The 22,078-nt window shown below is 68.5% G+C and carries 24 protein-coding genes; 20 read left to right on the top strand and 4 right to left on the bottom strand.

Annotation, left to right across the window (positions count from 1 at the left end; translation table 11 throughout):
• Positions 1 to 38: 38 nt before the first annotated feature.
• Entirely contained in the window at positions 39 to 998 is a 960-nt protein-coding gene (locus RJ03_RS18360; protein ID WP_036504049.1) for an electron transfer flavoprotein subunit alpha/FixB family protein, read from the bottom strand.
• A 41-nt stretch (positions 999 to 1,039) separates the two neighbouring features.
• The gene (locus RJ03_RS18355; protein ID WP_036504046.1) at positions 1,040 to 1,825 is read right to left on the bottom strand and encodes an electron transfer flavoprotein subunit beta/FixA family protein; all 786 of its coding nucleotides are present in this window, start codon (positions 1,823 to 1,825) and stop codon (positions 1,040 to 1,042) included.
• 210 nt (positions 1,826 to 2,035) lie between these two features.
• On the opposite strand from RJ03_RS18355, the gene RJ03_RS18350 reads away from it, so the two are divergent.
• The 8 genes from RJ03_RS18350 to RJ03_RS18315 all read left to right on the top strand — a co-directional run bounded on the left by RJ03_RS18350 (position 2,036) and on the right by RJ03_RS18315 (position 10,211).
• A complete protein-coding gene (locus RJ03_RS18350; RefSeq protein ID WP_036504045.1) occupies positions 2,036 to 2,851 on the top strand; it encodes a class I SAM-dependent methyltransferase in 816 nt (271 codons plus the stop codon).
• A complete protein-coding gene (locus RJ03_RS18345; RefSeq protein ID WP_051024833.1) occupies positions 2,848 to 4,419 on the top strand; it encodes a 1,4-alpha-glucan branching protein domain-containing protein in 1,572 nt (523 codons plus the stop codon). Before RJ03_RS18350 ends, RJ03_RS18345 begins: the two co-directional genes overlap by 4 nt.
• Positions 4,416 to 5,678, top strand: a complete 1,263-nt coding sequence (locus RJ03_RS18340) for a glycosyltransferase family 4 protein (protein ID WP_036504044.1) — start codon at positions 4,416 to 4,418, stop codon at positions 5,676 to 5,678. Before RJ03_RS18345 ends, RJ03_RS18340 begins: the two co-directional genes overlap by 4 nt.
• Positions 5,679 to 5,729: 51 nt before the next feature.
• Positions 5,730 to 6,371: a PadR family transcriptional regulator gene (locus RJ03_RS35100; RefSeq protein ID WP_051024832.1), complete on the top strand. Its 642-nt coding sequence runs from the start codon at positions 5,730 to 5,732 to the stop codon at positions 6,369 to 6,371.
• A gap of 46 nt (positions 6,372 to 6,417) precedes the next feature.
• Positions 6,418 to 7,407 carry an ABC transporter ATP-binding protein gene (locus RJ03_RS18330; protein WP_083871015.1) on the top strand — a complete coding sequence of 330 codons (990 nt, stop codon included), beginning with the start codon at positions 6,418 to 6,420 and terminating at the stop codon, positions 7,405 to 7,407.
• Entirely contained in the window at positions 7,404 to 8,165 is a 762-nt protein-coding gene (locus RJ03_RS18325) for an ABC transporter permease (RefSeq protein WP_036504043.1), read from the top strand. The genes RJ03_RS18330 and RJ03_RS18325 overlap by 4 nt, the downstream gene beginning before the upstream one ends.
• A gap of 184 nt (positions 8,166 to 8,349) precedes the next feature.
• A complete protein-coding gene (locus RJ03_RS18320) occupies positions 8,350 to 9,246 on the top strand; it encodes a GNAT family N-acetyltransferase (RefSeq protein WP_083871043.1) in 897 nt (298 codons plus the stop codon).
• Positions 9,243 to 10,211 (top strand): lysophospholipid acyltransferase family protein, encoded by a 969-nt coding sequence (locus RJ03_RS18315; protein ID WP_245552319.1) that lies wholly within the window; start codon positions 9,243 to 9,245, stop codon positions 10,209 to 10,211. The genes RJ03_RS18320 and RJ03_RS18315 overlap by 4 nt, the downstream gene beginning before the upstream one ends.
• Before the next feature lie 24 nt (positions 10,212 to 10,235).
• Here RJ03_RS18315 and RJ03_RS18310 read toward each other — a convergent pair whose 3' ends face one another.
• The gene (locus RJ03_RS18310) at positions 10,236 to 10,919 is read right to left on the bottom strand and encodes a PAS and ANTAR domain-containing protein (RefSeq protein WP_232329295.1); all 684 of its coding nucleotides are present in this window, start codon (positions 10,917 to 10,919) and stop codon (positions 10,236 to 10,238) included.
• Positions 10,920 to 10,977: 58 nt separating this feature from the next.
• On the opposite strand from RJ03_RS18310, the gene RJ03_RS18305 reads away from it, so the two are divergent.
• From RJ03_RS18305 to RJ03_RS18290, 4 genes are all read left to right on the top strand, one after another.
• On the top strand, positions 10,978 to 11,271 hold the full coding sequence (locus RJ03_RS18305) for a hypothetical protein (protein ID WP_036504040.1): 294 nt from the start codon (positions 10,978 to 10,980) through the stop codon (positions 11,269 to 11,271).
• 373 nt (positions 11,272 to 11,644) lie between these two features.
• Positions 11,645 to 12,859 (top strand): PP2C family protein-serine/threonine phosphatase, encoded by a 1,215-nt coding sequence (locus tag RJ03_RS18300; RefSeq protein ID WP_232329296.1) that lies wholly within the window; start codon positions 11,645 to 11,647, stop codon positions 12,857 to 12,859.
• A 47-nt stretch (positions 12,860 to 12,906) separates the two neighbouring features.
• The gene (locus tag RJ03_RS18295) at positions 12,907 to 14,469 is read left to right on the top strand and encodes a sensor histidine kinase (RefSeq protein ID WP_051024846.1); all 1,563 of its coding nucleotides are present in this window, start codon (positions 12,907 to 12,909) and stop codon (positions 14,467 to 14,469) included.
• Positions 14,466 to 14,912 (top strand): response regulator, encoded by a 447-nt coding sequence (locus RJ03_RS18290; protein ID WP_036504039.1) that lies wholly within the window; start codon positions 14,466 to 14,468, stop codon positions 14,910 to 14,912. Before RJ03_RS18295 ends, RJ03_RS18290 begins: the two co-directional genes overlap by 4 nt.
• A gap of 36 nt (positions 14,913 to 14,948) precedes the next feature.
• On the opposite strand, the gene RJ03_RS18285 is transcribed toward RJ03_RS18290, so the two are convergent.
• Positions 14,949 to 15,317, bottom strand: a complete 369-nt coding sequence (locus RJ03_RS18285; RefSeq protein WP_036504136.1) for an STAS domain-containing protein — start codon at positions 15,315 to 15,317, stop codon at positions 14,949 to 14,951.
• 233 nt (positions 15,318 to 15,550) lie between these two features.
• On the opposite strand from RJ03_RS18285, the gene RJ03_RS18280 reads away from it, so the two are divergent.
• The 8 genes from RJ03_RS18280 (at position 15,551) to RJ03_RS18245 (ending at position 21,978) form a co-directional block, all read left to right on the top strand.
• Positions 15,551 to 15,979, top strand: a complete 429-nt coding sequence (locus RJ03_RS18280) for an ATP-binding protein (RefSeq protein ID WP_036504134.1) — start codon at positions 15,551 to 15,553, stop codon at positions 15,977 to 15,979.
• A complete protein-coding gene (locus RJ03_RS18275) occupies positions 15,969 to 16,763 on the top strand; it encodes a SigB/SigF/SigG family RNA polymerase sigma factor (protein WP_036504133.1) in 795 nt (264 codons plus the stop codon). The genes RJ03_RS18280 and RJ03_RS18275 overlap by 11 nt, the downstream gene beginning before the upstream one ends.
• Positions 16,764 to 16,862: 99 nt before the next feature.
• A complete protein-coding gene (locus RJ03_RS18270; protein WP_157121730.1) occupies positions 16,863 to 17,360 on the top strand; it encodes an ATP-binding protein in 498 nt (165 codons plus the stop codon).
• Between the two features lie 187 nt (positions 17,361 to 17,547).
• Positions 17,548 to 18,015 (top strand): peptide-methionine (S)-S-oxide reductase MsrA, encoded by a 468-nt coding sequence (msrA, locus tag RJ03_RS18265; RefSeq protein ID WP_255535590.1) that lies wholly within the window; start codon positions 17,548 to 17,550, stop codon positions 18,013 to 18,015.
• A 6-nt stretch (positions 18,016 to 18,021) separates the two neighbouring features.
• Positions 18,022 to 18,525 (top strand): nitroreductase family deazaflavin-dependent oxidoreductase, encoded by a 504-nt coding sequence (locus RJ03_RS18260; RefSeq protein ID WP_036504036.1) that lies wholly within the window; start codon positions 18,022 to 18,024, stop codon positions 18,523 to 18,525.
• A gap of 147 nt (positions 18,526 to 18,672) precedes the next feature.
• A complete protein-coding gene (locus RJ03_RS18255) occupies positions 18,673 to 19,893 on the top strand; it encodes a hypothetical protein (RefSeq protein WP_036504129.1) in 1,221 nt (406 codons plus the stop codon).
• A 172-nt stretch (positions 19,894 to 20,065) separates the two neighbouring features.
• A complete protein-coding gene (gene adh, locus RJ03_RS18250) occupies positions 20,066 to 21,583 on the top strand; it encodes an aldehyde dehydrogenase (protein ID WP_036504035.1) in 1,518 nt (505 codons plus the stop codon).
• On the top strand, positions 21,583 to 21,978 hold the full coding sequence (locus RJ03_RS18245) for a DUF779 domain-containing protein (protein ID WP_036504032.1): 396 nt from the start codon (positions 21,583 to 21,585) through the stop codon (positions 21,976 to 21,978). Before adh ends, RJ03_RS18245 begins: the two co-directional genes overlap by 1 nt.
• Positions 21,979 to 22,078 lie beyond the last annotated feature (100 nt).

Below are 22,078 nucleotides of genomic sequence, written 5' to 3'. Positions count from 1 at the left end.
ACCGATTCGGCGAGCCGTACTCCCTGCAGGGGTCTCGATCAGCCCTTGTGGGTCTTGACCGCCTCGGTCAGCTGCGGCGCGACGTTGAACAGGTCGCCCACGATGCCGTAGTCGCTGATCTCGAAGATCGGCGCCTCTTCGTCCTTGTTGACGGCGACGATGGTCTTCGAGGTCTGCATGCCGGCGCGGTGCTGGATCGCGCCCGAAATGCCAAGCGCCACATACAGCTGCGGCGACACGGTCTTACCGGTCTGGCCGACCTGGAACTGGCCCGGGTAGTAGCCCGAGTCGACGGCGGCACGCGAGGCGCCGACCGCGGCACCCAGCGCGTCGGCCAACGGCTCGACGACCTTGTGGAAGTTGTCCTCGCTGCCGACGCCGCGGCCACCGGAGACCACGATGGTGGCCTCGGTGAGTTCCGGACGGTCGCCACCGGCGACGGGCTCGCGGGAGGTCACCTTGGTGACGCCCTCTTCCTGAGCCGGAACCTCGACGGTCACCTTCTCGCCGGCGCCGGCCTGCGGGGCCGCCTCGATCGCGCCCGGGCGCACCGAGATCACCGGCACGTCGCCGGTGGCCTTGGCGTCCACGGTGAACGCGCCACCGAAGATCGAGTGCACGGCGGTGCCGTCGGACTTGACGTCGATGACGTCGACCAGCAGGCCCGAGCCGATGCGGGCGGCCAGGCGACCCGACACCTCCTTGCCCTCGGCGGACGCGGCGACCAGCACGGCGGCCGGCGACGCCGACTCGACCAGACCGGCCAGCACGTCGACCTTCGGGGTGACCAGGAAGCCCTCGACGTCGTCGGACTCGGCGACGTAGATCTTCTCGGCACCGGCCGAGGTCAGCGCGTCGGCCAGCTTGTCGGCGGTACCGGGCGCACCCAGCACGACCGCGGCCGGGGTGCCCAGCGTGCGGGCGGCGGTGAGGAGTTCGGTGGTGACCTTCTTGGGGGCACCTTCGGCGTGCTCGACGAGCACGAGTACTTCTGCCATGTTGCTTCTCCTGAAGTCTGTGGTGATTGCGCTCGGTGGGCTCAGATGACCTTCTGGCCGATGAGGTACTGCGCGACCTGGTTGCCGCCCTCGCCCTCGTCGACGACCTTCTCGCCCGCGGTGCGCGGCGGCTTCGGGGTGACACCGGAGACTGCGGTGCCGGCATTGCCCACGCCGACGGTCGACGGGTCGATGCCCAGGTCGGCCAGCGTGAACGTCTGCACTTCCTTCTTCTTCGCGGCCATGATGCCCTTGAAGGAGGGGAAGCGGGGTTCGTTGATCTTCTCGGTGACCGAGACGATGGCGGGCAGGTTCGCCTCGAGCTTGAACACGCCCTCGTCGGTCTCGCGCTCGCCGGAGATCTTGTCGCCGTCGACGGTCAGCTTGCGCAGGTGGGTGAGCTGCGGGATGCCCAGGTACTCGGCGATGATGGCCGGCACGGCGCCGGCGCGGCCGTCGGTGGCCTCGTTACCGGCGATGACGAGCTCGATGCCTTCGATCTGGCCCAGCGCACCGGCGAGCACCCACGCGGTCTGCACGGCGTCGGAGCCGTGGATGGCGTCGTCCTTGACGTGGATGGCCTTGTCGGCACCCATGGACAGCGCCTTGCGGATGGCCTCGGTGGCACGCTCGGGACCCATGGCGAGAACGGTGACCTCGCCGCCCTGGGCTTCCTTGATCAGCAGAGCCTCTTCGACGGCACGCTCGTTGATCTCGTCCAGGATCGCGTCGGCGGCCTCCCGGTCGAGGGTGTAGTCACCATCGCTGAGCTTGCGCTCGGACCAGGTGTCGGGAACCTGCTTGATCAGTACGACGATGTTCGGCATTGGTCTTCGTCGACCTCCTGTTCTGGTGGCACGTGAGGTGGGGTCGCACGATCGGGTGGCCGTACGTCCACATGAAAAGCTCCGTCACATCTAAAGCTCCGTCCGGGAGATTACCCTACATTAAGTTACTCACGGGTAACTTAGGGTGTGATGTTCTCCATGGCCGGTCCGGGCGCCGGTGTGATACAGGCAACCGCTAACGTCGATCCAATGAGTGAGGCTGTCGTCTCCCCGGTGAGCGGGGAGTCTGCCGGGGTGGAGTCGCTGCCACTGACCGGCGAACGGACCGTGCCGGGTATCGCGGAGGAGAACTACTGGTTCCGCCGACACGAGATCGTCTACGCGCGCCTGCTCGAACGCTGCGGCGGGGCAACGGTTCTGGAGGCGGGTTCCGGCGAGGGCTACGGCGCGAACATGATCGCCGACGTCGCCACCCGGGTGATCGGGCTGGACTACGACACCAGCGCGGTGGAACACGTGCGCGCGGCCTATCCCCGGGTCGAGATGATCCAGGGCAATCTCGCCGAACTGCCGCTCGACGACGCCTCGGTCGATGTGGTGGTGAACTTCCAGGTCATCGAACATCTCTGGGATCAGGGTCAATTCCTGCGTGAATGCCTGCGGGTGCTGCGTCCCGGCGGGCAGCTGCTGATCAGCACGCCGAACCGGATCACCTTCTCGCCCGGGCGCGATACGCCGCTGAACCCCTTCCACACTCGCGAGCTGAACGCCGCCGAACTCGCGGAACTGCTGGAGCAGGCCGGATTCCGCGTCGACGTGATGGCCGGTATCCACCACGGCCCGGCGCTGGTCGCCCTAGACGAACAGTGGGGCGGCTCGTTCATCGACGCGCAGATCGAACGGGCGCTGGCCGGTGAGCCCTGGCCCGCCGAACTCACCGCGGCGGTGGCCGGGGTGCGCACCGACGATTTCGAGCTGCGCCCGGCGCCCGGTCCGGTCGTCCCGGCGTGGGATCCGGATATCGATGCCAGCCTCGATCTGGTCGCCATCGCGGTGAAGCCGTGAGCGATTCGCGGGCGGTGCCGGGCCGGTTCAGCCTGGTCCTGCATTCCCATCTGCCCTGGCTGGTGCACCACGGCCGCTGGCCGGTGGGTGAGGAATGGCTGTATCAATCGTGGGCGGCGTCCTATCTGCCCGTTGCCCGGGTATTGAGAACCCTTGCCGCGGAAGGACGTTCGCACCTGATCAGCTTCGGCATCACGCCGGTGCTGGCCGCGCAGCTCGACGATCCGCACGCGCTCGCGGCCATGCACCACTGGCTGGGGAACTGGCAGATGCGTGCCGACGAGGCATCGATGGCCGGCAAGCGCGAACTGGGCGGCTACGAACACGCACTGGCCGTCGAGGCGCTCGCCGACTTCGAGCAGCGGTGGCGGCACGGCGGCTCGCCGGTGTGGCGGGAACTGATCGATGCCGAGGCGATCGAGCTGCTGGGCGGTCCGCTGGCGCATCCGTTCCAGCCGCTGCTCGATTCACGCCTGCGCGACTTCCAGTTGCGCGAAGGTCTGGCCGATGCGCGGCATCGCTGGGGACACACCCCGGCGGGGATCTGGGCGCCGGAATGTGGCTTCACTCCGGGGATGGAACAGGGCTATGCCGCGGCGGGTGTGACGCATTTCATGGTCGACGGTCCGGCGCTGCGCGGCGACACCACCCTCGGCCGGCCCGTGTGGGACAGCGATGTGGTCGCGTTCGGACGGGATCTGCAGGTCAGCTATCGGGTGTGGTCGCCGAAATCGGGCTATCCGGGCCAGGCCCACTACCGCGACTTCCACCACTACGACCACGAGACCGGCCTCAAGCCGGCGCGCGTCACCGGCAAGCAGGTCGCCGGTCCGGACAAGGCGCCCTATGATCCCGCGGCCGCCGCGGCGGCGATCGAACGCGATGTCGCCGATTTCGTGGCGACCGTGCGCGAGCGGCTGATCACCGAATCCGAGCGGATCGGCCGGCCGGCGCTGGTGGTGGCGGCCTTCGACACCGAACTGTTCGGCCACTGGTGGCACGAGGGGCCGCAGTGGCTGGAACAGGTGCTGCGCGCCCTGCCCGAGGCCGGCGTCACCGTCGGCACCCTGGCCGATGCCCGGGCGGACGGATTCGTCGGCGCACCGGTCGAGCTGGCCGATTCGTCGTGGGGGTCGGGGAAGGACTGGCGGGTGTGGGCCGGCGATCAGGTCCGCGACCTGGTCGACCTCAATGCCGAGATCGTGCGCGCGGCCCTGGACACGCTGGACAAGATGGCCGCGCAGTCCGACGGTCTGCGGGATCCGGTCGCCGATCAGCTGCTGCGCGAGGCGATTCTGGCGGTGTCCAGCGACTGGGCGTTCATGGTCAGCAAGGACTCGGCGGCCGGATACGCCCGCGATCGCGCGCATCAGCACGCGCACGCCGTCCGCGAGATCGCCGCGGCCGTCACCGCGGGCCAACTCGCCAAAGCACGGCAGTTGGCGGCAGGATGGTACGCGGCCGACGGATTCTTCCCCGCTCTCGACGCGCGACGACTCGACGCACGCGGTACGGACATCCCCGCAGTCGGTCACCGCTCGGCGGGAGCAACAGAAGGACCGGCATGAAGATCTTGATGGTGTCGTGGGAGTACCCACCGGTAGTTGTCGGTGGGCTCGGCCGGCACGTCCATCATCTGGCCGTCGAACTGGCGGCCGCCGGTCACGAGGTCGTCGTTCTGGCGCGCCGGCCGATGGGCACCGACGCCACGACCCATCCCACGCACACCTTCATCGAGGAACGGGTGCTGGTGGTCGCGGTCGCCGAGGATCCGCCCGCCTTCGACTTCGGCGAGGACATGCTCGCCTGGACCCTGGCCATGGGGCACGCGATGGTCCGCGCCGGTATCGCGCTGAGCAAACCGGGTATCGCCGAGGGCTGGACGCCGGATGTGGTGCACGCCCACGACTGGCTGGTCGCGCATTCAGCGATCGCCCTGGCCGAGTACTACGACGTGCCGCTGGTCTCCACCATCCACGCCACCGAGGCGGGCCGGCACAGCGGCTGGGTTTCGGGCCGGGTCAACAAGCAGGTCCATTCGGTCGAATGGTGGCTGGCTCGCGAATCCGACGCCCTCATCACCTGTTCGGCCTCGATGCAGGACGAGGTGGAAAAACTCTACGGTCCCGAACTGGTGCCGGTGACGGTGATCCGCAACGGAATCGACGTGGGGGCCTGGACATTTCGCGATCGGGCGCCGCGGTCGGGCCCGCCGCGACTGCTGTACGTGGGCCGCCTCGAATACGAGAAGGGCGTCCAGGACGCCATCGCCGCGCTGCCGCGGATCCGGCGCGCGCATCCGGGCGCCACGCTGACCATCGCGGGTGTGGGCACGCAGTTCGAATGGTTGCGCGAGCGCGCACGGGTACACCGGGTAGCGCGGGCGGTGAATTTCGCCGGGCGCCTGGACCACGCGGAACTGCTGGGCTGGCTGCACGGCGCCGACGCGATCGTGCTGCCCAGTCGCTACGAGCCCTTCGGCATCGTCGCCCTGGAGGCCGCGGCGGCCGGAACGCCGCTGGTGACCTCCACCGCGGGCGGGCTCGGTGAGCTGGTGATCGACGGCGTCACCGGGGCCTCGTTCGAACCGGCGGATGTGACCGGACTGGTCGAGGCGGTGACGGCCGTCCTCGACGATCCGATCGCGGCCCAGCAGCGCGCCTACGCGGCCCACGATCGGCTGACCGCCGATTTCGCCTGGGATGTGGTGGCGGCGGAGACCATTCAGGTCTATCAGGCCGCCAAGCGCCGGGTCCGCAATCCGCTGGGCCGCCCGGTGATCACCGAACGTCCACTGCCGGAACGGGATCCGAACAACCCGTTGTGATCGGCCGGGTCGCGGCGGCAGCCGCCGGGGGGCGAGGGCAGAATTTTCGGTATGGCTGTTCCGACGACTCGACTGCTGGTGCTGGCCCTGGTGCGGCTGCTGCAACCCGTGCACGGTTACGACGTGCGGCGTGAGCTGCTGTCCTGGCATGCCGACGAGTGGGCCAACGTCAAACCCGGCTCGGTCTACGGTGCGCTGAACACCCTGCAGCGCGACGGGCTCATCGCCGTCGAGGGCGTGGGCCAGGACGGCGCGCGACCGGAACGGACCTCGTATCGGCTGACGTCGGAGGGGGAGAAGGTGCTCGCCGATCTGATCCGGGAGGGTCTGTGGTCGGCCGAGCAGCCGAAACATCCGTATCACGCCGCGGTGGCGTTGTTCCCGTTCGCGCCGCGCGGCGATGTGATCGCGGCGTTGCGCAGCCGCATCCTGAAGTTCGAGGCCGATCTGGGCTACTTCGAGCGGGAAGAGCAGCGGATCCTGTCCGGCAGCGGCGATCCGACCGAAACCGAGCCGTATCACGTGGCCGACGCCGTGGCGCTGGCCGCCGCCCATACCCGCGCGGACCTGGAGTGGTCGCGAAAAACCTTGCAGCGCATCGAGAACGGCGAGCTGGATGTCTGGGCGTCGGCACCGTACACCCTCTTCGAGCATCCGCAGGGCGACGTCGGAGCCGCAGTTGATCAAGACTGAATAGTAAAGCTTGACTATTTGAGCCGTCCTTCCTACCGTGAGCGGTATGGAAACGATGGTTACCGTTCGTGACCGCACCCGCACCTCGGCGATCCGAGTGCGGGGGCTGGCACGGACCTTCACGACGAAAACAGGACCGGTGCAGGCCGTGAACGGCTTGGACTTCGAGGTCCGCGAAGGCGAGATCGTGGGGTTACTGGGTCCCAACGGCGCCGGTAAGACCACCACCCTGCGGATGATCGCGACGCTGCTCGCGCCGACCGCGGGCGAGGCGCAGATCGCCGACGCCGATCTGCGCCGGGCCCCGCGCGAGGTGCGCGCTCGCATCGGGTACGTCGCCCAGGGCGGCATGACCAACGACGAAGAACTGGTGATCGACCAATTGGTCCTGCAGGCAAGGCTTTTCGGCCTGAGCAAGGCCGAGGCGGCGGCGAGTGCCGAACATCTGCTGCGGACGCTGGAACTCGACGGACTCGGCCGTCGCCGCTGCCGCGAACTGTCCGGCGGGCAGCGCCGCCGGGTCGATATCGCACTCGGCCTGGTGCATCGGCCGCGGCTGGTCTACCTGGACGAGCCGACCACCGGACTGGACCCGCAGAGCCGCGCGAACCTCTGGGACCACGTGCGGCGGTTGCGGTCCGAGGGCACGACGATCGTGCTCACCACGCACTACCTGGAGGAAGCCGACGCGCTGTGCGACCGGATCTTGGTCATGGATCACGGCGGCATCGTCGCCTCCGGTACGCCGGACGAGCTGAAACAGCGGATCTCCGGCGATGTGATCAGCCTCGACATCGCCGACGCGCAAGCGGATCTCGCGATCGAGATCGCCGATTCGGTGCTGGAGTTGCGCTCGAAACTGCGTGCCGACGGACTGGTGCATCTGACGGTGGCGCGCGGCGATGCCGCCGTGGTGCCGCTGCTGCGCGCACTGGACGAGCACGGCATCGTGCCCGGTGCGCTGACCGTGAAACGACCGAGCCTCGACGACGTGTTCCTCACCGTCACCGGGCGTTCGCTGCGGGAGGAAAAATGAGCTTTCCGCGGGAGACCGGACTGGTGTTCTGGTCGCAACTGCGCACCCAGCTGCGCAATCCGGTGTGGGTGATCATCGGATTGAGTCAGCCCGTGCTGTACCTGGTGCTGTTCGGTCCGCTGGTGAAGGCGATCGCACCCGCGCTGGGCGCCGATACCGACCCCTGGAAGGTGCTGACGCCGGCACTGGTGATTCAGGTCGGGCTGTTCGGGTCCATGTTCGCGGGGTTCGCGATGGTGCAGGAACTGCGGGCCGGCGTGATCGAACGCCAGCGCGTCACCCCGGCCAATCGGGGCGCGCTGCTGGTGGGCAGGGTGCTCAAGGATATGGTCGTGCTGATCGTGCAGGCGCTGGTCCTGGTCGCGGTCGCGATGGGGGCATTCTCCTTGCGCCCCAACGTTTTCGGGCTGATCGCCTCGGTGCTGCTGATCTCGGTGATGGCGGCCGGGCTGGCCTCGGGGTCCTATGCGCTGGCGCTGTGGGCGCGTTCGGAGGACACCCTGGCATCGGTGCTGAACAGTGTCTCGGTGCCGCTGATGCTGCTGTCGGGCATCCTGCTGCCGATGAGTCTGGCGCCGCACTGGCTGCGGATCGTCGCCGACATCAATCCGTTCCAGCACACCGTCGAGGCCGCGCGGGCGCTGTTCCGCGGTGACTTCGGGGTGACCGAGGTCTATCTCGGTACCGGCCTGACGGTGGCGGTCGCCGTCGCGCTGATGGTGGTCGGCGCTCGCAGCTTCGCCCGCGAGAACGCCTGAACCGCTACTCTGCTCACTGCCGCCGCGCCGGTGCTCCGGCGCGGCGGTTTCGCCGCGCGTGGGCCAACTCGGGGGAACGACGCAGTGAACGTTCGGTGTGACGGGGATCTCGTTCACCGGACTGGCATTCGCTCGACACTCGAACGTCGCCGCCTCGCCGAATCGGACTGGCTTCATCGACACCATGACGCCAACGTCCGTGCTGAACCCGACCCGCACGACAGGCCCAGGGGTGGCGGCGCCACAGTACTCCCTGGTTGTGTCCTCCGATCTCGACCATCGCCGCGCCGCGCAGCGGCTGCGCTACCGGGTGTTCGCCGGCGAACCCGGATTCGACATTCCCTTCAGTGCCGAGGGCCTGGACGCCGACCGGTTCGACGAGCACTGCGACCATCTGCTGGTCCGCGACGAGGCATCCGGCGACTTCGTCGGCTGCTATCGGATGCTGCCGCCGGACAAGGTGCGCGCGGCCGGCGGCTACTACACGGCGACCGAATTCGATCTGAGCGCCATGGATCCCGAGGGGCGCCGGATCGTCGAAATGGGCCGCGCCTGTGTGGTTCCGGACCATCGCAACGGCTCGGTGCTGACGCTGATGTGGGCCGGAATCCTGCACTACATCCAGCTCACCGGCTACGACTGGGTGATGGGCTGCGTCTCGGTGCCGATGCGCGACACCCCCGCCGATCCGCCCGGGGCCAACGTGGCCGCGGTCCGGGATCTGTTGCTGAGCAAGCACGCCGGCGATCCGGCTCGCCGCGTGCGCCCCTACCGCCCGGTCGTGGTCGACGGCCGCGGCCTCGACGAACTGGCCGCCCCGGCCCGGCCGAAACTTCCCCCGCTGCTGCGCGGTTATCTGCGCCTGGGCGCCGAGATCTGCGGTGAACCGGCCCATGACCCGGATTTCGGCGTCGCGGATTTCGTCGCCCTCCTCGGCTTGGAAACCATCAACACCCGCTACCTGGAACGGCTGCAGAGCGCCGCGGGAGCCATGGACGCTCGTGCGGCGGAAGGCACAGACGCCCGCGCATCGGAAGCCGATGCCGCGCGGGCCCGCGATACCGGCGGAGGAACACGATGACCGAGACAACGGATTTGCGAAGCGACGCGGCTGTTCTCGAACCCGCCACGTCCACATCCAGTGAACGAGCCGCGGCGACAGCGGCCGATGCGCCGGCGGTCCACGCGTGGATGCCCGCGAGTCCGTGTGGGGCCGGCTGTGTGGCGGCGCCGGACACCGCGGGTGCGGTGCGAAGTGCGGTGCGGCTGCTGGGCGTGGTGGGGTTGCTGGTGGCGTTTCCCGTGGTCAACGTGGCGACTCCGCCCGCCCGCCGGACGGGGCTGCATCGGCGGTATGCACGGGCGGCATTGCGTTGCTGCGGAATCGGATTGCGGATCGTCGACGAACGCGGTGGCGCTACGGCGGATTCCGGACGCGGTCTGCTGGTAGTGGCCGGGCACGTCGGATGGGCCGACGTGCTGGCGTTGGCGGCGGTCTCGCCGATGGGCTTCGTGGCCCGCGGTGATCTGGTGTCGTGGCCGGTGCTGGGGCAGCTGGCCCGGCTCATGCGCGTGATCCCGATCGATCGGGAGCGGTTGCGGCAGTTGCCCGAGGTGATCGCGGCGATGTCGGCGCGGCTGGCGGCGGGGGAGCGGGTCGCCATGTTCCCCGAGGGCACCACCTGGTGTGGCCGGGCCCACGGCCGGCTACGCCCCGCCCTGTTCCAGGCCGCGGTCGACACCGCCACGCCGGTGCAGCCGATCCGGCTGCGCTATCTGGACCACACCGGCGAGACGTCGACGGTCCCCGGCTTCGTCGGCGTCGATACCTTCCTCGACTCGGCCCGCCGCGTCCTGCGCGCCAAGGGTGTCGTCGCCGAACTCGTCCTGCTGCCGATCGAGGGACCGGGCAGTGACCGCCATGACCTGGCCGAGCGCTGCGATCGCGCCATTCGCGGCCGTACCGAAGTGCGCATCGACGCCCACGTGACGGCCATCGGCACCGGCCCGACCCGTGAGATCGTCGTCTCCGACGCGGTCTCCTGACCGCACCGAGAGATCGACCGGCGCTCAGTCGTGCGGGATGAGGCGGTGGGCGGTCAGGACGATGTGGTCGACGCGACTGCGCAGGGCGGTGTTCTCGCCGTTGAGCCGGCGGAACTCGTGCACGAACTGCGCGGCCAGATCCCGCAGCTTGGTGTTGGTCTCCTGGGAACGCCAGCTCAGCACGCGGAACGCCTGTTCGGGGCTGATGCCGTAGGCCAGCGTCAGCGCACCTTTGGCCTGTTCGATCACCGCGCGCGACTCGATCACCTCGGGTAGCACCTCCGAGAGGGCATCGTTGCGCTCCTCGGCGATGGTCTCGGTGACGTCGACGAAATATCCGCTGGCCCCGACCACCGTGCCGTCGTCGCCGGTGAGCTGTTCGCCGACGACGATGATCTCGTGGGTGTCGCCGCCGGTGTCGACGATGCGGTGCTGACCGCAGATCGGCTCGCCGGTTTTCACCGAGACCGCGATGCTGGCCGCCAGTTCCTCCCGGTCGTCCGGGTGTTTGTGCGACATGAGCAGTTCGGTGGTGGGTTCGGTGTCGGCGCTCGGATATCCGTACATCTGCGCCGCTTCGTCCGACCATTCCCAGCGTTGATCGTCGAACCAGAATCGGAACCAGCCGACATGATCGCAGGGCTGTGTGCCGAGCGCGCTCGTCAAGGGGGCGAGCGGCGCGATGCGCGGCGACTGTTCCGTACTCACCCTCACAGTATCCGCTGTGTTGTGGTCGAGTGTTACACCAGGTCGGGAGGGATGTGACGTGCCCCGCGCGCGTTATCTGTTTGATATGAGGGTTTCGGGGCATCTTGTCGTCGGTACACAGGACATCCAACTCGAGAGGACCGGGACAGTCGTGGTTGCGTTGCTCATGGTGATCGGCTCGGTATCACTGATCGTCATCGCGGTGCATGCGGCGGTGGTCGCGGTATGGACGGCGAAATTGCGCGTTCGGCGCACCGCTGCCGCCCTGCGCGGGGCGGCGCCTCTCGTCGCGAAAACTGTTGTACATCAGCCTCTTCTCCGGCCTCGTGCCGGTGCCGACGCGACGTCCTGATCGTGGCCTGCCCCCCGGTGCGCGCAGCGTGTTCGGGCGGGGTCCGATAGGATCGGCAAGCCTCACGGTCGAAAAACGGGCCGCTGAGCAAGTCGGCGTGCGCTCGGGCCGCCACTTCGTTTGATCGGAGGCAGCATTGTCGAAGCGTGCCGTCCCAGGCACGGTTGCTGTTCCCTCGTCGCGGTCCGATGTAGCCGTTGCGCTGCGGGCCGACACCGTGCGCATTCGTCGCATCGACGGCGCTCCGCGCCCCCACACGGTCGCGGTGACGGAACAGACCCCGCGGTTTCGCGATGTATCCAGCCGTTCCGCGGGCCACTCGTCCGAGGGTCCGAATTCCGCATCCGTTCGAGACGAGAGCAGCGGCTCCACCGTGCGGCCACCCCTCGACGGCGTCACGCCGCTGGGTACCGGGTCGCCGCTCGGGCAGACGATCCTGCTGGTCGAAGACGACCCGGGTGATGCCCTGCTGGTCGAGGAACTCGTCGCCGACGGGGCGCCCGGCGTGCGCCTGGAACATGTGCGCTCGCTCGCCGAAGCGGGCGCGTGGCTGGCCGCGGGCCTGCCCGACTGCGTGCTGCTCGATCTGAATCTGCCCGATTCCCATGGCCTGGACGCGCTCGCGCGGTTGCGGGAATACACCGATCAGGTCGCGGTCGTGGTGATGACCGGTCTGGACGAGGAACAGACCGGGCTGGCCGCGATGGCGGCCGGCGCGCAGGACTATCTGGTGAAGGGCCGGGTCGAGCCAGAGTGGTTCGGCCGGGCTGTGCGGTATGCGATCCAGCGCAAACAGGCCGAGCGCACCACCGCGGCCCTGCGCGCGAGCACCATGCGCGCCCAGGAGAACGCGCGCCTGGAACGCGGGCTGCTCCCCAAGCCGCTGTTGCGCGGTGCGCCGATAGTCGATGTGGTCTCGCGGTATCGCCCCGGTCGCGCGCATTCGCTGCTCGGCGGCGATTTCTACGACGTCGTCCAGGAGGACGACGGTACGGTGCACGCGCTGATCGGCGATGTGGCCGGCCATGGCCCGGACGAGGCCGCGATCGGCGTGGGCCTGCGATTGGCTTGGCGCACACTGGTATTCAGCGGAATCACCGGACCTCGCCAGCTGCAACTGCTGGAGGAGGTGCTGGTCGCCGAGCGCACCGGCCCGCAGACGTTCGCCACGCTCACTACGCTCTACGCCCCGCCGGGTCGAGGCGCGGTCGAGGTGATCCGGGCCGGTCACCCCGGCATGCTCGTCCATTCGCCGACCGGTACCGAATGGCTGGAGGTGCCGGGCGGACCGGCCCTGGGCTTCATGCCGGGGCGCGCGGACTGGCCGGTCACCGAGGTGACCGTTCCCGCCGGTACCGGGTTGGTGCTGTTCACCGACGGCCTGTTCGAGGTGCGCACCGGCACGGGTAACTGGCTCGGTGAGGACGGCCTGCTGGCGATGGCTAAGGGCGTGTCGGTCGAACAGCCCGCACGCTATCTCGATGAATTGCTGGGTCAGGTCGAATCCGCGGCCGCCCCGGCCGGAGGACTCGACGACGATCTGGCGATCGTCTATCTGCGCTGGCACGGGGGTGAGTGGGTCCGGTGAACGACGTCCGACACCGTGAGGGGATCGTCGGCCGGCTCACCGCACAGATGTGGTTTCAGCTGGTCCTCGCCCTGATGCTCGTGGTGGTGATCGCCGGTGCGATCGCCGCCGCGCAGATGATCTCCCGCACCGACTCCATCGAAGACCGGCTGCTCGATCGCGCCCAGCCCGCCGCGACCGAGGCCTATCGGCTCCAGGCCGCCCTGATCAACCAGGAAACCGGCCTGCGCGGCTACGCCATCTCGGCCGACGAGCAGTTCCTGCAGCCCTACAACCGGGGCGTCACCGACGAGGCCGCCGCCGCGGGGCGCTTGCGTGAGGTGGCCGCCGGCCACACCACGCTGCTCGGCGATCTGGACGCCGTCGAGGCTGCCGCTCAGCGCTGGCGTACCGAATACGTGCAGCCGATGATCGCGGCGGCGGGCAAGGTGTCGCCGGCCGAATCCGCCGCCATGGTCACGCGGGGCAAGGCCCTGTTCGACGAGATCCGCGCGAAGTTCGCCACGCAGAACGCGGACTCGGCGGCCGCGATCGCCCAGGACCGCCACGACCTCGACAACGCGCGTTCCCTGCGCGACGGTGTGCTGATCGCGGTGGTCGTCCTCATCCTGCTCACCGGCCTGGCGCTGACCGTGCTGATCCGGCGGCTGGTCGCCCGGCCGCTCGACGAGCTCACCGAGGCGTCCCGGCGGGTTTCGGCAGGCGAATTCGATCATCACATCGAGGCGCACGGACCGGCCGACCTGGCGACCGTCGCCGAGGCGGTGGAGGAGATGCGCGTGCGCATCGTCTCCGAACTGGGGTCCTCGCGCGCACAGGAGGACCTGCTCGCGCGGCAGGCCGACGATCTGGATCGCCAGACGGTGCAGCTGCGCCGCTCCAATGCCGAACTGGAGCAGTTCGCCTACGTCGCCTCCCACGACCTGCAGGAACCGCTGCGCAAGGTCGCCGCGTTCTGTCAGCTGCTGGAGAAACGCTACGGCGATCAGCTCGACGAGCGGGCCAAACAGTACATCGACTACGCCGTCGACGGCGCCAAGCGGATGCAGCGGCTGATCAACGATCTGCTGACCTTCTCGCGCGTGGGCCGGGTGATCGAGGGCAACGAGATGGTGGCACTGGACGGCGCCCTGGATTCGGCATTGGACAACCTGTCCGGCGCGATCGAGGAATCCGGCGCGGTGATCGAGCGTCCGGAGCGGATGCCCGAGGTCGCGGGCCAGCCGACCCTGCTCACCATGTTGTGGCAGAACCTCATCGGCAATGCCGTGAAATTCCGCACCCCCGGCACCGCGCCGGTGGTGCGCATCGAGTGCGAGCCGGGCGATGAGCCCGACGAATGGCGATTCTCGGTGTCCGACAACGGGATCGGCATCGCGCCGGAATTTGCGGACAAGGTCTTCGTGATCTTCCAGCGCCTGCACAATCGGGAGGACTACGGCGGCACCGGGATCGGCCTGGCGCTGTGCAAGAAGATCGTCGAATACCACGGCGGGGACCTGTGGATCGACACCGAGTACACCGGCGGCGCCCGGTTCCGCTTCACCCTGGCGACCGAGGCCGCCGCCCCCGCACTGATCGAACCCGTATCCGAAGGAGCCGACGCATGACCGCACCGGTGAGCCAGCCCATCGACATCCTGCTCGTGGAGGACGACCCCGGCGACGAGCTGATGACGCGGGAGGCGTTCGAGGACAACAAGATCGGCAATACGCTGCACGTCGCCCGCGACGGCCAGGAGGCGCTCGACTTCCTCTACCGGCAGGGGGAATTCGCGCAGGCGCCGCGGCCCGATCTGATTCTGCTCGATCTGAACCTGCCGAAATACGACGGCCGCCAAGTTCTGGAAAAGATCAAATCCGATCCCGACCTCAGCCATATTCCGGTGGTGGTGCTCACCACCTCGGCGGCCGAAGAGGACATTCTGCGCAGTTATCGGCTGCACGCCAACGCCTATGTGACCAAACCGGTCGACCTGGATCAATTCATCGCCGCGATCAAGCACATCGACGAATTCTTCGTTCAGGTCGTCCGGTTGCCACGTCAGCGATGAAGCCGACGGCGAGAAACGCGCCGGACGGGCGCCGGATCAGGCCGAGGTGGTCTGCTCCGGCGCGGCCAGCGCGTCCGCGACGGTCGGGAACAGCCGCAGCAACGCGTCCAGCGAGGTCACCTCGATCGGGCGCCGCACCGCGGGCGACGCGACCACCCGCAGGCTCCCCGTCGCGGTGGACTGGGAACTGGCGAGCAGCACACTCAGCCCGGCCGACCCGAGGAAACCGACCTCGGTCATGTCCAGCACCACGGCGGTGGGCTCGTCCTGCAACGCCTGGTCGAGGGCCGATTGCAGCTCCGGCGCGGAGTTCATGTCCACCTCACCGGCCACGGTCACGACCACGGCCGAACCTTCCGTGCGCTGCTCGACGCGCAGCAGCGGCGACACCCGTTCGCCGCTCATCGCGCCGATCCCAGCGCGAGGCGATTCGTACCGCATTTCGCCACTTCGATACCTCCGGCGTATTCCGATCTGCGCCGCTGTCCGCGGCGTGGCGACGATTCGCCGCTGACCAACATACCCGTTTCGGCGCGATCGGAACGGGGGCCTGCACCGCGATCGGCGGGCGTCGGGCGGGCGCTCGCGTACGCTGTGAAATCGTTTCGCGGCACGATATTTGGGAGCAACGAATGGGCATGGTCGAGAAAGTGTCCCCGGACGCGGGGACCACTGCGGTCGGATTCCAGGTACCGGCCGATGCGGCGCAATTGATGATGGTCCGGGCGTTGACCGAAACCGTCGCTCTGGTCGCGGATTTCGGTATCGACGAGGCCACCGATATCCGTCTGGCCGTCGACGAGGTGGTCAGCGCGCTGATCGTGGACGCGGCCGCCGAGTCGGTGATCGATTGCACATTCAGCGCGACCGATACCACCATGGACGTGCGCGTATCCGCTGTCACCACGACCGCGGGCGGCCCGGACACCAACAGCTTCGGCTGGCATATCGTCTCGACGCTGACCCAGTGGGTGAAGACCGAGAGTTCGGACTACGACGCATCCGTGGGCGGGCACCCGACCGTCGTCGAGTTCCGCTGGGCACGTGGCGGAACCGATGTCGACTGAGAACGGTTCGGGCACCACGCGCCATCCCGACGGCTACGACGACGTCGCGCCGCTGTTCGTCGAGCTCGCCGCCCTCCCCGAGGACGATCCGGAACACGACCGGCTGCGCGAACGAATCATCAACCGGTGTCTGCCGCTGGCCGAGCACATCGCGCGCAAGTTCAGCGGGCGCGGCGAGAACTTCGAGGATCTCCTGCAGATCGCCCGGGTCGGCCTGGTCGCGGCCGTCGACCGGTTCGATCCCACGCAGGGGTCGCCGTTCCTCGCCTTCGCGGTGCCGACGGTGATGGGCGAGGTGCGCCGCCACTTCCGCGATCACACCTGGGCCCTGCGCGTGCCCCGGCGGATCAAGGAGATCCAGACCGCGCTGGGACCGACCGTGGAGACGTTGTCGCAACAGCTGGGCCGGATGCCGCGGGCGCGGGAGATCGCCGAGGAGATGGACGCCGACCTGGGCGAGGTGACGCAGGCGCTGATCGCCCGCAACGCCTACCAGACCCAATCGCTGGACACGCCGACCTCGGAGGACGACAGCCGCGGGAATGCGATCCTCGACACGCTGGGCGACGTGGATCCGACTTTCGGCGCGATCGACGACACTCTGACGGTGAAGCCGCTCATCGATGCGCTGCCGGAGAAGGAGCGGTACGTGCTGACCATGCGTTTCTTCGGCGGAATGACGCAGGAACAGATCGCGCGGGAACTCGGGTGTTCGCAGATGCAGGTGTCGCGGATCCTGACCAGAACGCTCAAACAGCTGCGCGAGAAGGCGCTGCGCGACTGAGGTAGGCCGACGGCGCCGCATGGCGCGCGGGAAAGGGGGTATCGCGGATGCCGAGGAGATCATCGAGTGGAGATCATCGGTTGCGATCGGAATGAGGACATGAGCGGATTTCCAGATCCCCCGGGCGACCCCGCCCCAGGGCCCGCGCTGCGCGAGCCGCACCCGCTACGGGTGGCCCCCTTCGAGGCGAATTTCCCGTCGCAGGCCGACCGGATCGCCGAGGTGCGTCACGATCTGCGGGCCTGGCTCGAGCGCGGGGGAATCGGCTCGGAACAGATCTACGATCTGTTGCTGGCGGTGGACGAGGCGTGCACGAATGCCGTGGAGCACGGTTACCGCGAGGGCGCCGGCATGGTGGGGCTGCGTGCGGAGATCAGCGGGCCGGACCTGTACCTGACCATCGTCGACCACGGCAGCTGGGAACCCCGTCCCGAGGTTCCGGATCCTGTGCGCGGGCGGGGACTGTCGATCATGCGGGCCCTGGTGCGCGATGTCGAGATCACCACCGGCGCCGACGGCACCCGTGTGGTGATGCGGACCGAAATCGTCTCGGCGCCAACGGGTTCCGAGTCGACCGCGGGACACGACCGGGGGTAGTCCGTTAATCCGCGCGGGGAGCGGGTATGCGGTAGGCAGCAGGCGGGCGAGGCGCGGGCCGCGGCGGGATTTTTCGGGCCCCCACCGGGGTTGTACCGGTGCGAGACTTGGGGCGGGGACCCGATTCGAAGGAGGAAGCGTGACCGATACGCGCACGGCGATTCTGGCAGGCGGATGCTTCTGGGGTATGGAGGAGCTGATCCGCAAGCAGCCGGGTGTGATTTCCACGCGCGTCGGATACACCGGCGGGCGCAACGATCACCCCACCTACCGCAACCATCCCGGGCATGCCGAGGCCGTGGAGATCGTCTACGACCCCGCGCGCACCGATTACCGGGCCCTGCTCGAGTTCTTCTTCCAGATCCACGATCCGTCGACGAAGGATCGCCAGGGCAACGATGTCGGCAGCAGCTATCGGTCCGCGATCTTCTACCTCGACGACGAGCAGAAGGCGGTCGCGCTGGACACGATCGCCGATGTGGACGCCTCCGGGCTGTGGCCGGGCAAGGTGGTCACCGAGGTGACCCCGGCGTCCGATTTCTGGGAGGCCGAGCCGGAGCATCAGGACTACCTGCAGCGTTATCCGAACGGCTACACCTGCCACTTCCCCCGGCCGGGCTGGAAGCTGCCCAAGCGCGCCGCGACCCCGCAGTAGGCCGGCATGTCGGACCGCACTCGTCGCTCACGTATCGGCAATCCGCTCTCGGCCCTGGGACGCGCGATCGCGCGCATCCCGTGGGTGATGCGTACCGGCCCGGTCGTCATCGTGCTGGAACGCGTCATCCGCCGGCTCACCGGCGGCCGGCACGGCGTGCTCGACCTGGCGGGCCTGCCGTCGATGGAGTTGACGGTGCGCGGACGTAAATCCGGCTTGCCGCGGACGGTGTCGCTGTTGTACGTACCGGACGGGCCCGAGCGGTATCTGCTGATCGGGTCCAACTGGGGGCGGCCGGAACATCCGTCCTGGTCGGCGAATCTGGCCGCCGCCTCCGACGCCGAAATCCACAGTGGCGGTAGGCGAATCAAGGTGCGGGTCCGGCACCTGAGCGGAGCCGAGCGCGAGGACGCCTGGGCCCGCGCGGTGGCCTATTGGCCCGGATACACCATGGAACAGCGTCTGGCGGGCGCGCGCCGGTTCCGGGTCTTCGAATTGACGCCCATCTGAGCCGAGTTCGACGGTGCGCACCGGCCGGTTTCGCTCCCGCGGCGAGCCGGCCTGCTGGACAATGGGGCCGAGCCGACGATGTGCGGCCCGGCCCCAGGCACCGCCGGAACGCACGGTGCGGACCGAGCGGCGACGGGTGAGATGCGGATGCGATCAGGACAGGACAGCGCTCTGCTGCGGCGACGTGCGGCATTGGAACGGCAGTGGGCGCGCTGGGTTCCGGTGCGCGAGGCGCCCGAAACCGATGCGGCGCAACCCCGGGCCGATGTGGCGCAGTCCTGGGTGCGATCCCGAGCGTTCGTCGACCCCGCCACCGACTGCGCGCCCGCGGTAGCCGGGGACGTCGCGTCGAAATGGGCCGATTCGCCACTGCGCGCTCCCATCGCCGAACTCTCCGATCAGCTGCACAGCATCACCCACGACGCCGGATTCGTCGCCGCCGTCACCGACGAAGCGGGAACCATTCTGTGGTCCGACGGTGGTCAGGTGATGCGACGGCGTGCCGAGCGGGTCGGCTTCACCCCCGGCGGTCGCTGGGACGAGAACCACATGGGCACCAACGCGCTGTCGCTGGCATTGCACACCGGCCGCCCCAGCAGTGTGTTCTCCGCCGAACATCTGGTCGAGGCGCTGCACGGCTGGGTCTGCTACTGCGCGCCGATCCGCGCGGCCGACGGCCGGCAACTCGGCGTGCTGGATCTGTCCACCACCTGGGATCGCTCGCATCCGCTGGCCATGTCGACGGTGTTGTCGCTGACTGCGGCCGTGGAAGCGAAACTACAAGGCGGCGTGGCGAATACGGCCGCCGGGGTGCGCCTGGAATGTCTCGGCGCCGCCGCGCTGACCAGGGGTGGGCGGCCGCTGCGGCTGCGCCGGCGGTTGCTCGAAATCCTCACTTTGCTGGCCCTCGAACCCGACGGCTACACGCCGGAACGGTTGCAGCTGGCCGTCTATGGCGACCGGCCCACCGGTTCCAGCACGCTCAAGGCCGACGTCTCGCATCTGCGCCGCGCCACCGGCGGCGATATCAGTAATCGGGTCTATCGGCTGACCACACCGGTCTCCTGCGATGCGACCGAAATGCTCGCCGCCCTGGCCGCCGGAGACACCGCCACTGCCGTGCGGCTGTATCGCGGCCCGCTGCTGCCGGGATCGCAGACACCGGGCATCGTCGAATGGCGCGAACACCTCGAGGTGGGCATCCGCACTGCGGTCCTGTCGGCCGGCGAGGCCGAATACGCCCTGGACTACGGCGCGAAAGCGCCCGGTGACATCGCGATCCACGAACACGCGCTGCGGCTGCTGCCCGTCCGCGACGCGCGCCGCGCGGTGGCCGCCGCGCGTCTGCACAGCGCACTGCGGAGCTGATCGGTCACTGCGGAGCTGATCGGACACTGCGGAGCTGACCGGCGCTGCGAAGCTGATCGCGACGCGCCCGCCGCATTCAACCTTGTGCCAACCCTCGCGGCTCATAGTGGTCCACATCACGGCGAGCCCTGTCGTGATGCGACCCTTCGTGACTCATCGAGGAGCACCCGTCATGATCTACGCCAAGCCCGGCGCCGAAGGCAGCATCGTCTCCTACGCCGACCGCTACGACAACTTCATCGGTGGCGAATGGACGGCACCGGTCGAGGGCAGATACTTCGAAAATCCGTCCCCGGTCGACGGGGAAACCTTTTGCGAGGTGGCCCGATCCTCGGCCGCCGACGTGGAATCGGCGTTGGATGCCGCGCACGGCGCCGCCGACGCGTGGGGTGCGACCTCGGCCGCCGACCGCGCCAACATCCTGAACAAGATCGCCGACCGGATCGAGGCGAATCTCGACCAGCTGGCCGTGGCCGAAACCTGGGACAACGGCAAGCCGGTGCGCGAAACCCTGGCCGCCGACCTGCCGCTGGCCGTGGACCACTTCCGCTACTTCGCCGGCGCCATCCGCGCCCAGGAGGGCGGCGTCAGCGAGATCGATGCCGACACCATCGCCTACCACTTCCACGAGCCGCTGGGTGTGGTCGGTCAGATCATCCCGTGGAACTTCCCGATCCTGATGGCGACCTGGAAGCTGGCGCCGGCGCTGGCCGCGGGAAACGCGGTGGTGCTCAAGCCCGCCGAGCAGACCCCGGCCTCCATCATGAAGGTGGTCGAGCTGATCGCCGATCTGCTTCCGCCGGGAGTTCTCAACGTGGTCAACGGTTTCGGCGTCGAGACCGGTAAGCCGCTGGCGTCGAGCCCGCGGGTGGCGAAGGTGGCATTCACCGGTGAGACGACCACCGGGCGGCTGATCATGCAGTACGCCAGCGAGAACATCATCCCGGTCACCCTCGAGCTGGGCGGCAAGAGCCCCAACATCTTCCTGCCCGATGTGATGGCCGCCGACGACGCGTTCCTGGACAAGGCGGTCGAGGGCTTCGTGATGTTCGCGCTGAACCAGGGGGAGGTGTGCACCTGCCCGTCGCGCGCGCTGATCCACTCCTCCATCTACGACGAGTTCATGGCGCGCTGCCTGGAGCGGACCAAGGCGATCGTCAGCGGCAATCCGCTCGACAGCGAGACCATGATCGGCGCGCAGGCCAGCAACGACCAGTACGAAAAGATCCTGTCCTACATCGACATCGGCCGCAAAGAGGGCGCCGAGGTGCTCACCGGCGGCAGCCAGCGCAAGGTCGACGGCTTGCCGAACGGCTTCTACGTCGAGCCGACGGTGCTCAAGGGCACCAATGACATGCGGGTGTTCCAGGAGGAGATCTTCGGCCCGGTCGTCGCGGTGACCACCTTCGATTCGACCGAGGAGGCGCTCGCGATCGCCAACGACACCCTCTACGGGCTCGGCGCGGGCGTGTGGAGCCGCGACGGCAACACCGCCTACCGCCTGGGCCGCGGCATCAAGGCCGGCCGGGTGTGGACCAACTGCTACCACGCCTACCCGGCGCATGCGGCCTTCGGCGGCTACAAGAAGTCCGGTATCGGCCGCGAGAACCACCGCATGATGCTCGATCACTACCAGCAGACCAAGAACCTGCTGGTGAGTTACTCGCCGAACAAACTCGGCTTCTTCTGATGGGTACCCGCGTCGACCTGACCGAGGCCGCGCAGACGTTGCTGGACAATCTGATTCGTCAGCACGGGCCGGTGATGTTCCATCAGTCCGGCGGGTGTTGCGACGGCAGCGCGCCGATGTGCTTCCCGCGCGGGGAATTCCGGGTGGGCGCCTCGGATGTGCTGCTCGGCCGGGTCGGCGCCGATACCCCGTTCTGGATGAGCGCCGATCAGTACGAGTACTGGAAGCACACCTATCTGACCGTCGACGTGGTGCCCGGGCGGGGGAGCGGATTCTCGCTCGAAGCCCCCGAGGGGGTGCGGTTCCTGATCCGGTCTCGGCTGCTCACCGACGCCGAAGTGGCCGAACTCGAGTCCGGACCGCCGCCGCTCACCGGGGCGGACGCGGTGAGTTGACGAATGCCGCCGGCGAGGCGGATCCGTTGGGCCCACACGGTCCGCAGATCCGCCTCGCCGCGGTGCGTGCGGCGTATTCTGGCCGGGATCGTCCGCCAGT

Source organism: Nocardia aobensis NBRC 100429 (assembly GCF_000308375.1).
GTDB classification, from domain to species: Bacteria; Actinomycetota; Actinomycetes; order Mycobacteriales; family Mycobacteriaceae; genus Nocardia; species Nocardia aobensis.
The sequence above is the reverse complement of the archived record's forward strand: the minus strand, read 5'-3'. Positions and strand labels throughout refer to the sequence as shown.

Coding starts and splice junctions, on each gene's coding strand:
- RJ03_RS18360 (WP_036504049.1), bottom strand. CDS start 998: ATGGCAGAAGTACTCGTGCTCGTCGAGCACGCCGAAGGTGCCCCCAAG.
- RJ03_RS18355 (WP_036504046.1), bottom strand. CDS start 1,825: ATGCCGAACATCGTCGTACTGATCAAGCAGGTTCCCGACACCTGGTCC.
- RJ03_RS18350 (WP_036504045.1), top strand. CDS start 2,036: ATGAGTGAGGCTGTCGTCTCCCCGGTGAGCGGGGAGTCTGCCGGGGTG.
- RJ03_RS18340 (WP_036504044.1), top strand. CDS start 4,416: ATGAAGATCTTGATGGTGTCGTGGGAGTACCCACCGGTAGTTGTCGGT.
- RJ03_RS35100 (WP_051024832.1), top strand. CDS start 5,730: ATGGCTGTTCCGACGACTCGACTGCTGGTGCTGGCCCTGGTGCGGCTG.
- RJ03_RS18330 (WP_083871015.1), top strand. CDS start 6,418: ATGGAAACGATGGTTACCGTTCGTGACCGCACCCGCACCTCGGCGATC.
- RJ03_RS18325 (WP_036504043.1), top strand. CDS start 7,404: ATGAGCTTTCCGCGGGAGACCGGACTGGTGTTCTGGTCGCAACTGCGC.
- RJ03_RS18320 (WP_083871043.1), top strand. CDS start 8,350: ATGACGCCAACGTCCGTGCTGAACCCGACCCGCACGACAGGCCCAGGG.
- RJ03_RS18315 (WP_245552319.1), top strand. CDS start 9,243: ATGACCGAGACAACGGATTTGCGAAGCGACGCGGCTGTTCTCGAACCC.
- RJ03_RS18295 (WP_051024846.1), top strand. CDS start 12,907: ATGTGGTTTCAGCTGGTCCTCGCCCTGATGCTCGTGGTGGTGATCGCC.
- RJ03_RS18290 (WP_036504039.1), top strand. CDS start 14,466: ATGACCGCACCGGTGAGCCAGCCCATCGACATCCTGCTCGTGGAGGAC.
- RJ03_RS18285 (WP_036504136.1), bottom strand. CDS start 15,317: ATGAGCGGCGAACGGGTGTCGCCGCTGCTGCGCGTCGAGCAGCGCACG.
- RJ03_RS18280 (WP_036504134.1), top strand. CDS start 15,551: ATGGTCGAGAAAGTGTCCCCGGACGCGGGGACCACTGCGGTCGGATTC.
- RJ03_RS18275 (WP_036504133.1), top strand. CDS start 15,969: ATGTCGACTGAGAACGGTTCGGGCACCACGCGCCATCCCGACGGCTAC.
- RJ03_RS18270 (WP_157121730.1), top strand. CDS start 16,863: ATGAGCGGATTTCCAGATCCCCCGGGCGACCCCGCCCCAGGGCCCGCG.
- msrA (WP_255535590.1), top strand. CDS start 17,548: ATGGAGGAGCTGATCCGCAAGCAGCCGGGTGTGATTTCCACGCGCGTC.
- RJ03_RS18260 (WP_036504036.1), top strand. CDS start 18,022: ATGTCGGACCGCACTCGTCGCTCACGTATCGGCAATCCGCTCTCGGCC.
- RJ03_RS18255 (WP_036504129.1), top strand. CDS start 18,673: ATGCGATCAGGACAGGACAGCGCTCTGCTGCGGCGACGTGCGGCATTG.
- adh (WP_036504035.1), top strand. CDS start 20,066: ATGATCTACGCCAAGCCCGGCGCCGAAGGCAGCATCGTCTCCTACGCC.
- RJ03_RS18245 (WP_036504032.1), top strand. CDS start 21,583: ATGGGTACCCGCGTCGACCTGACCGAGGCCGCGCAGACGTTGCTGGAC.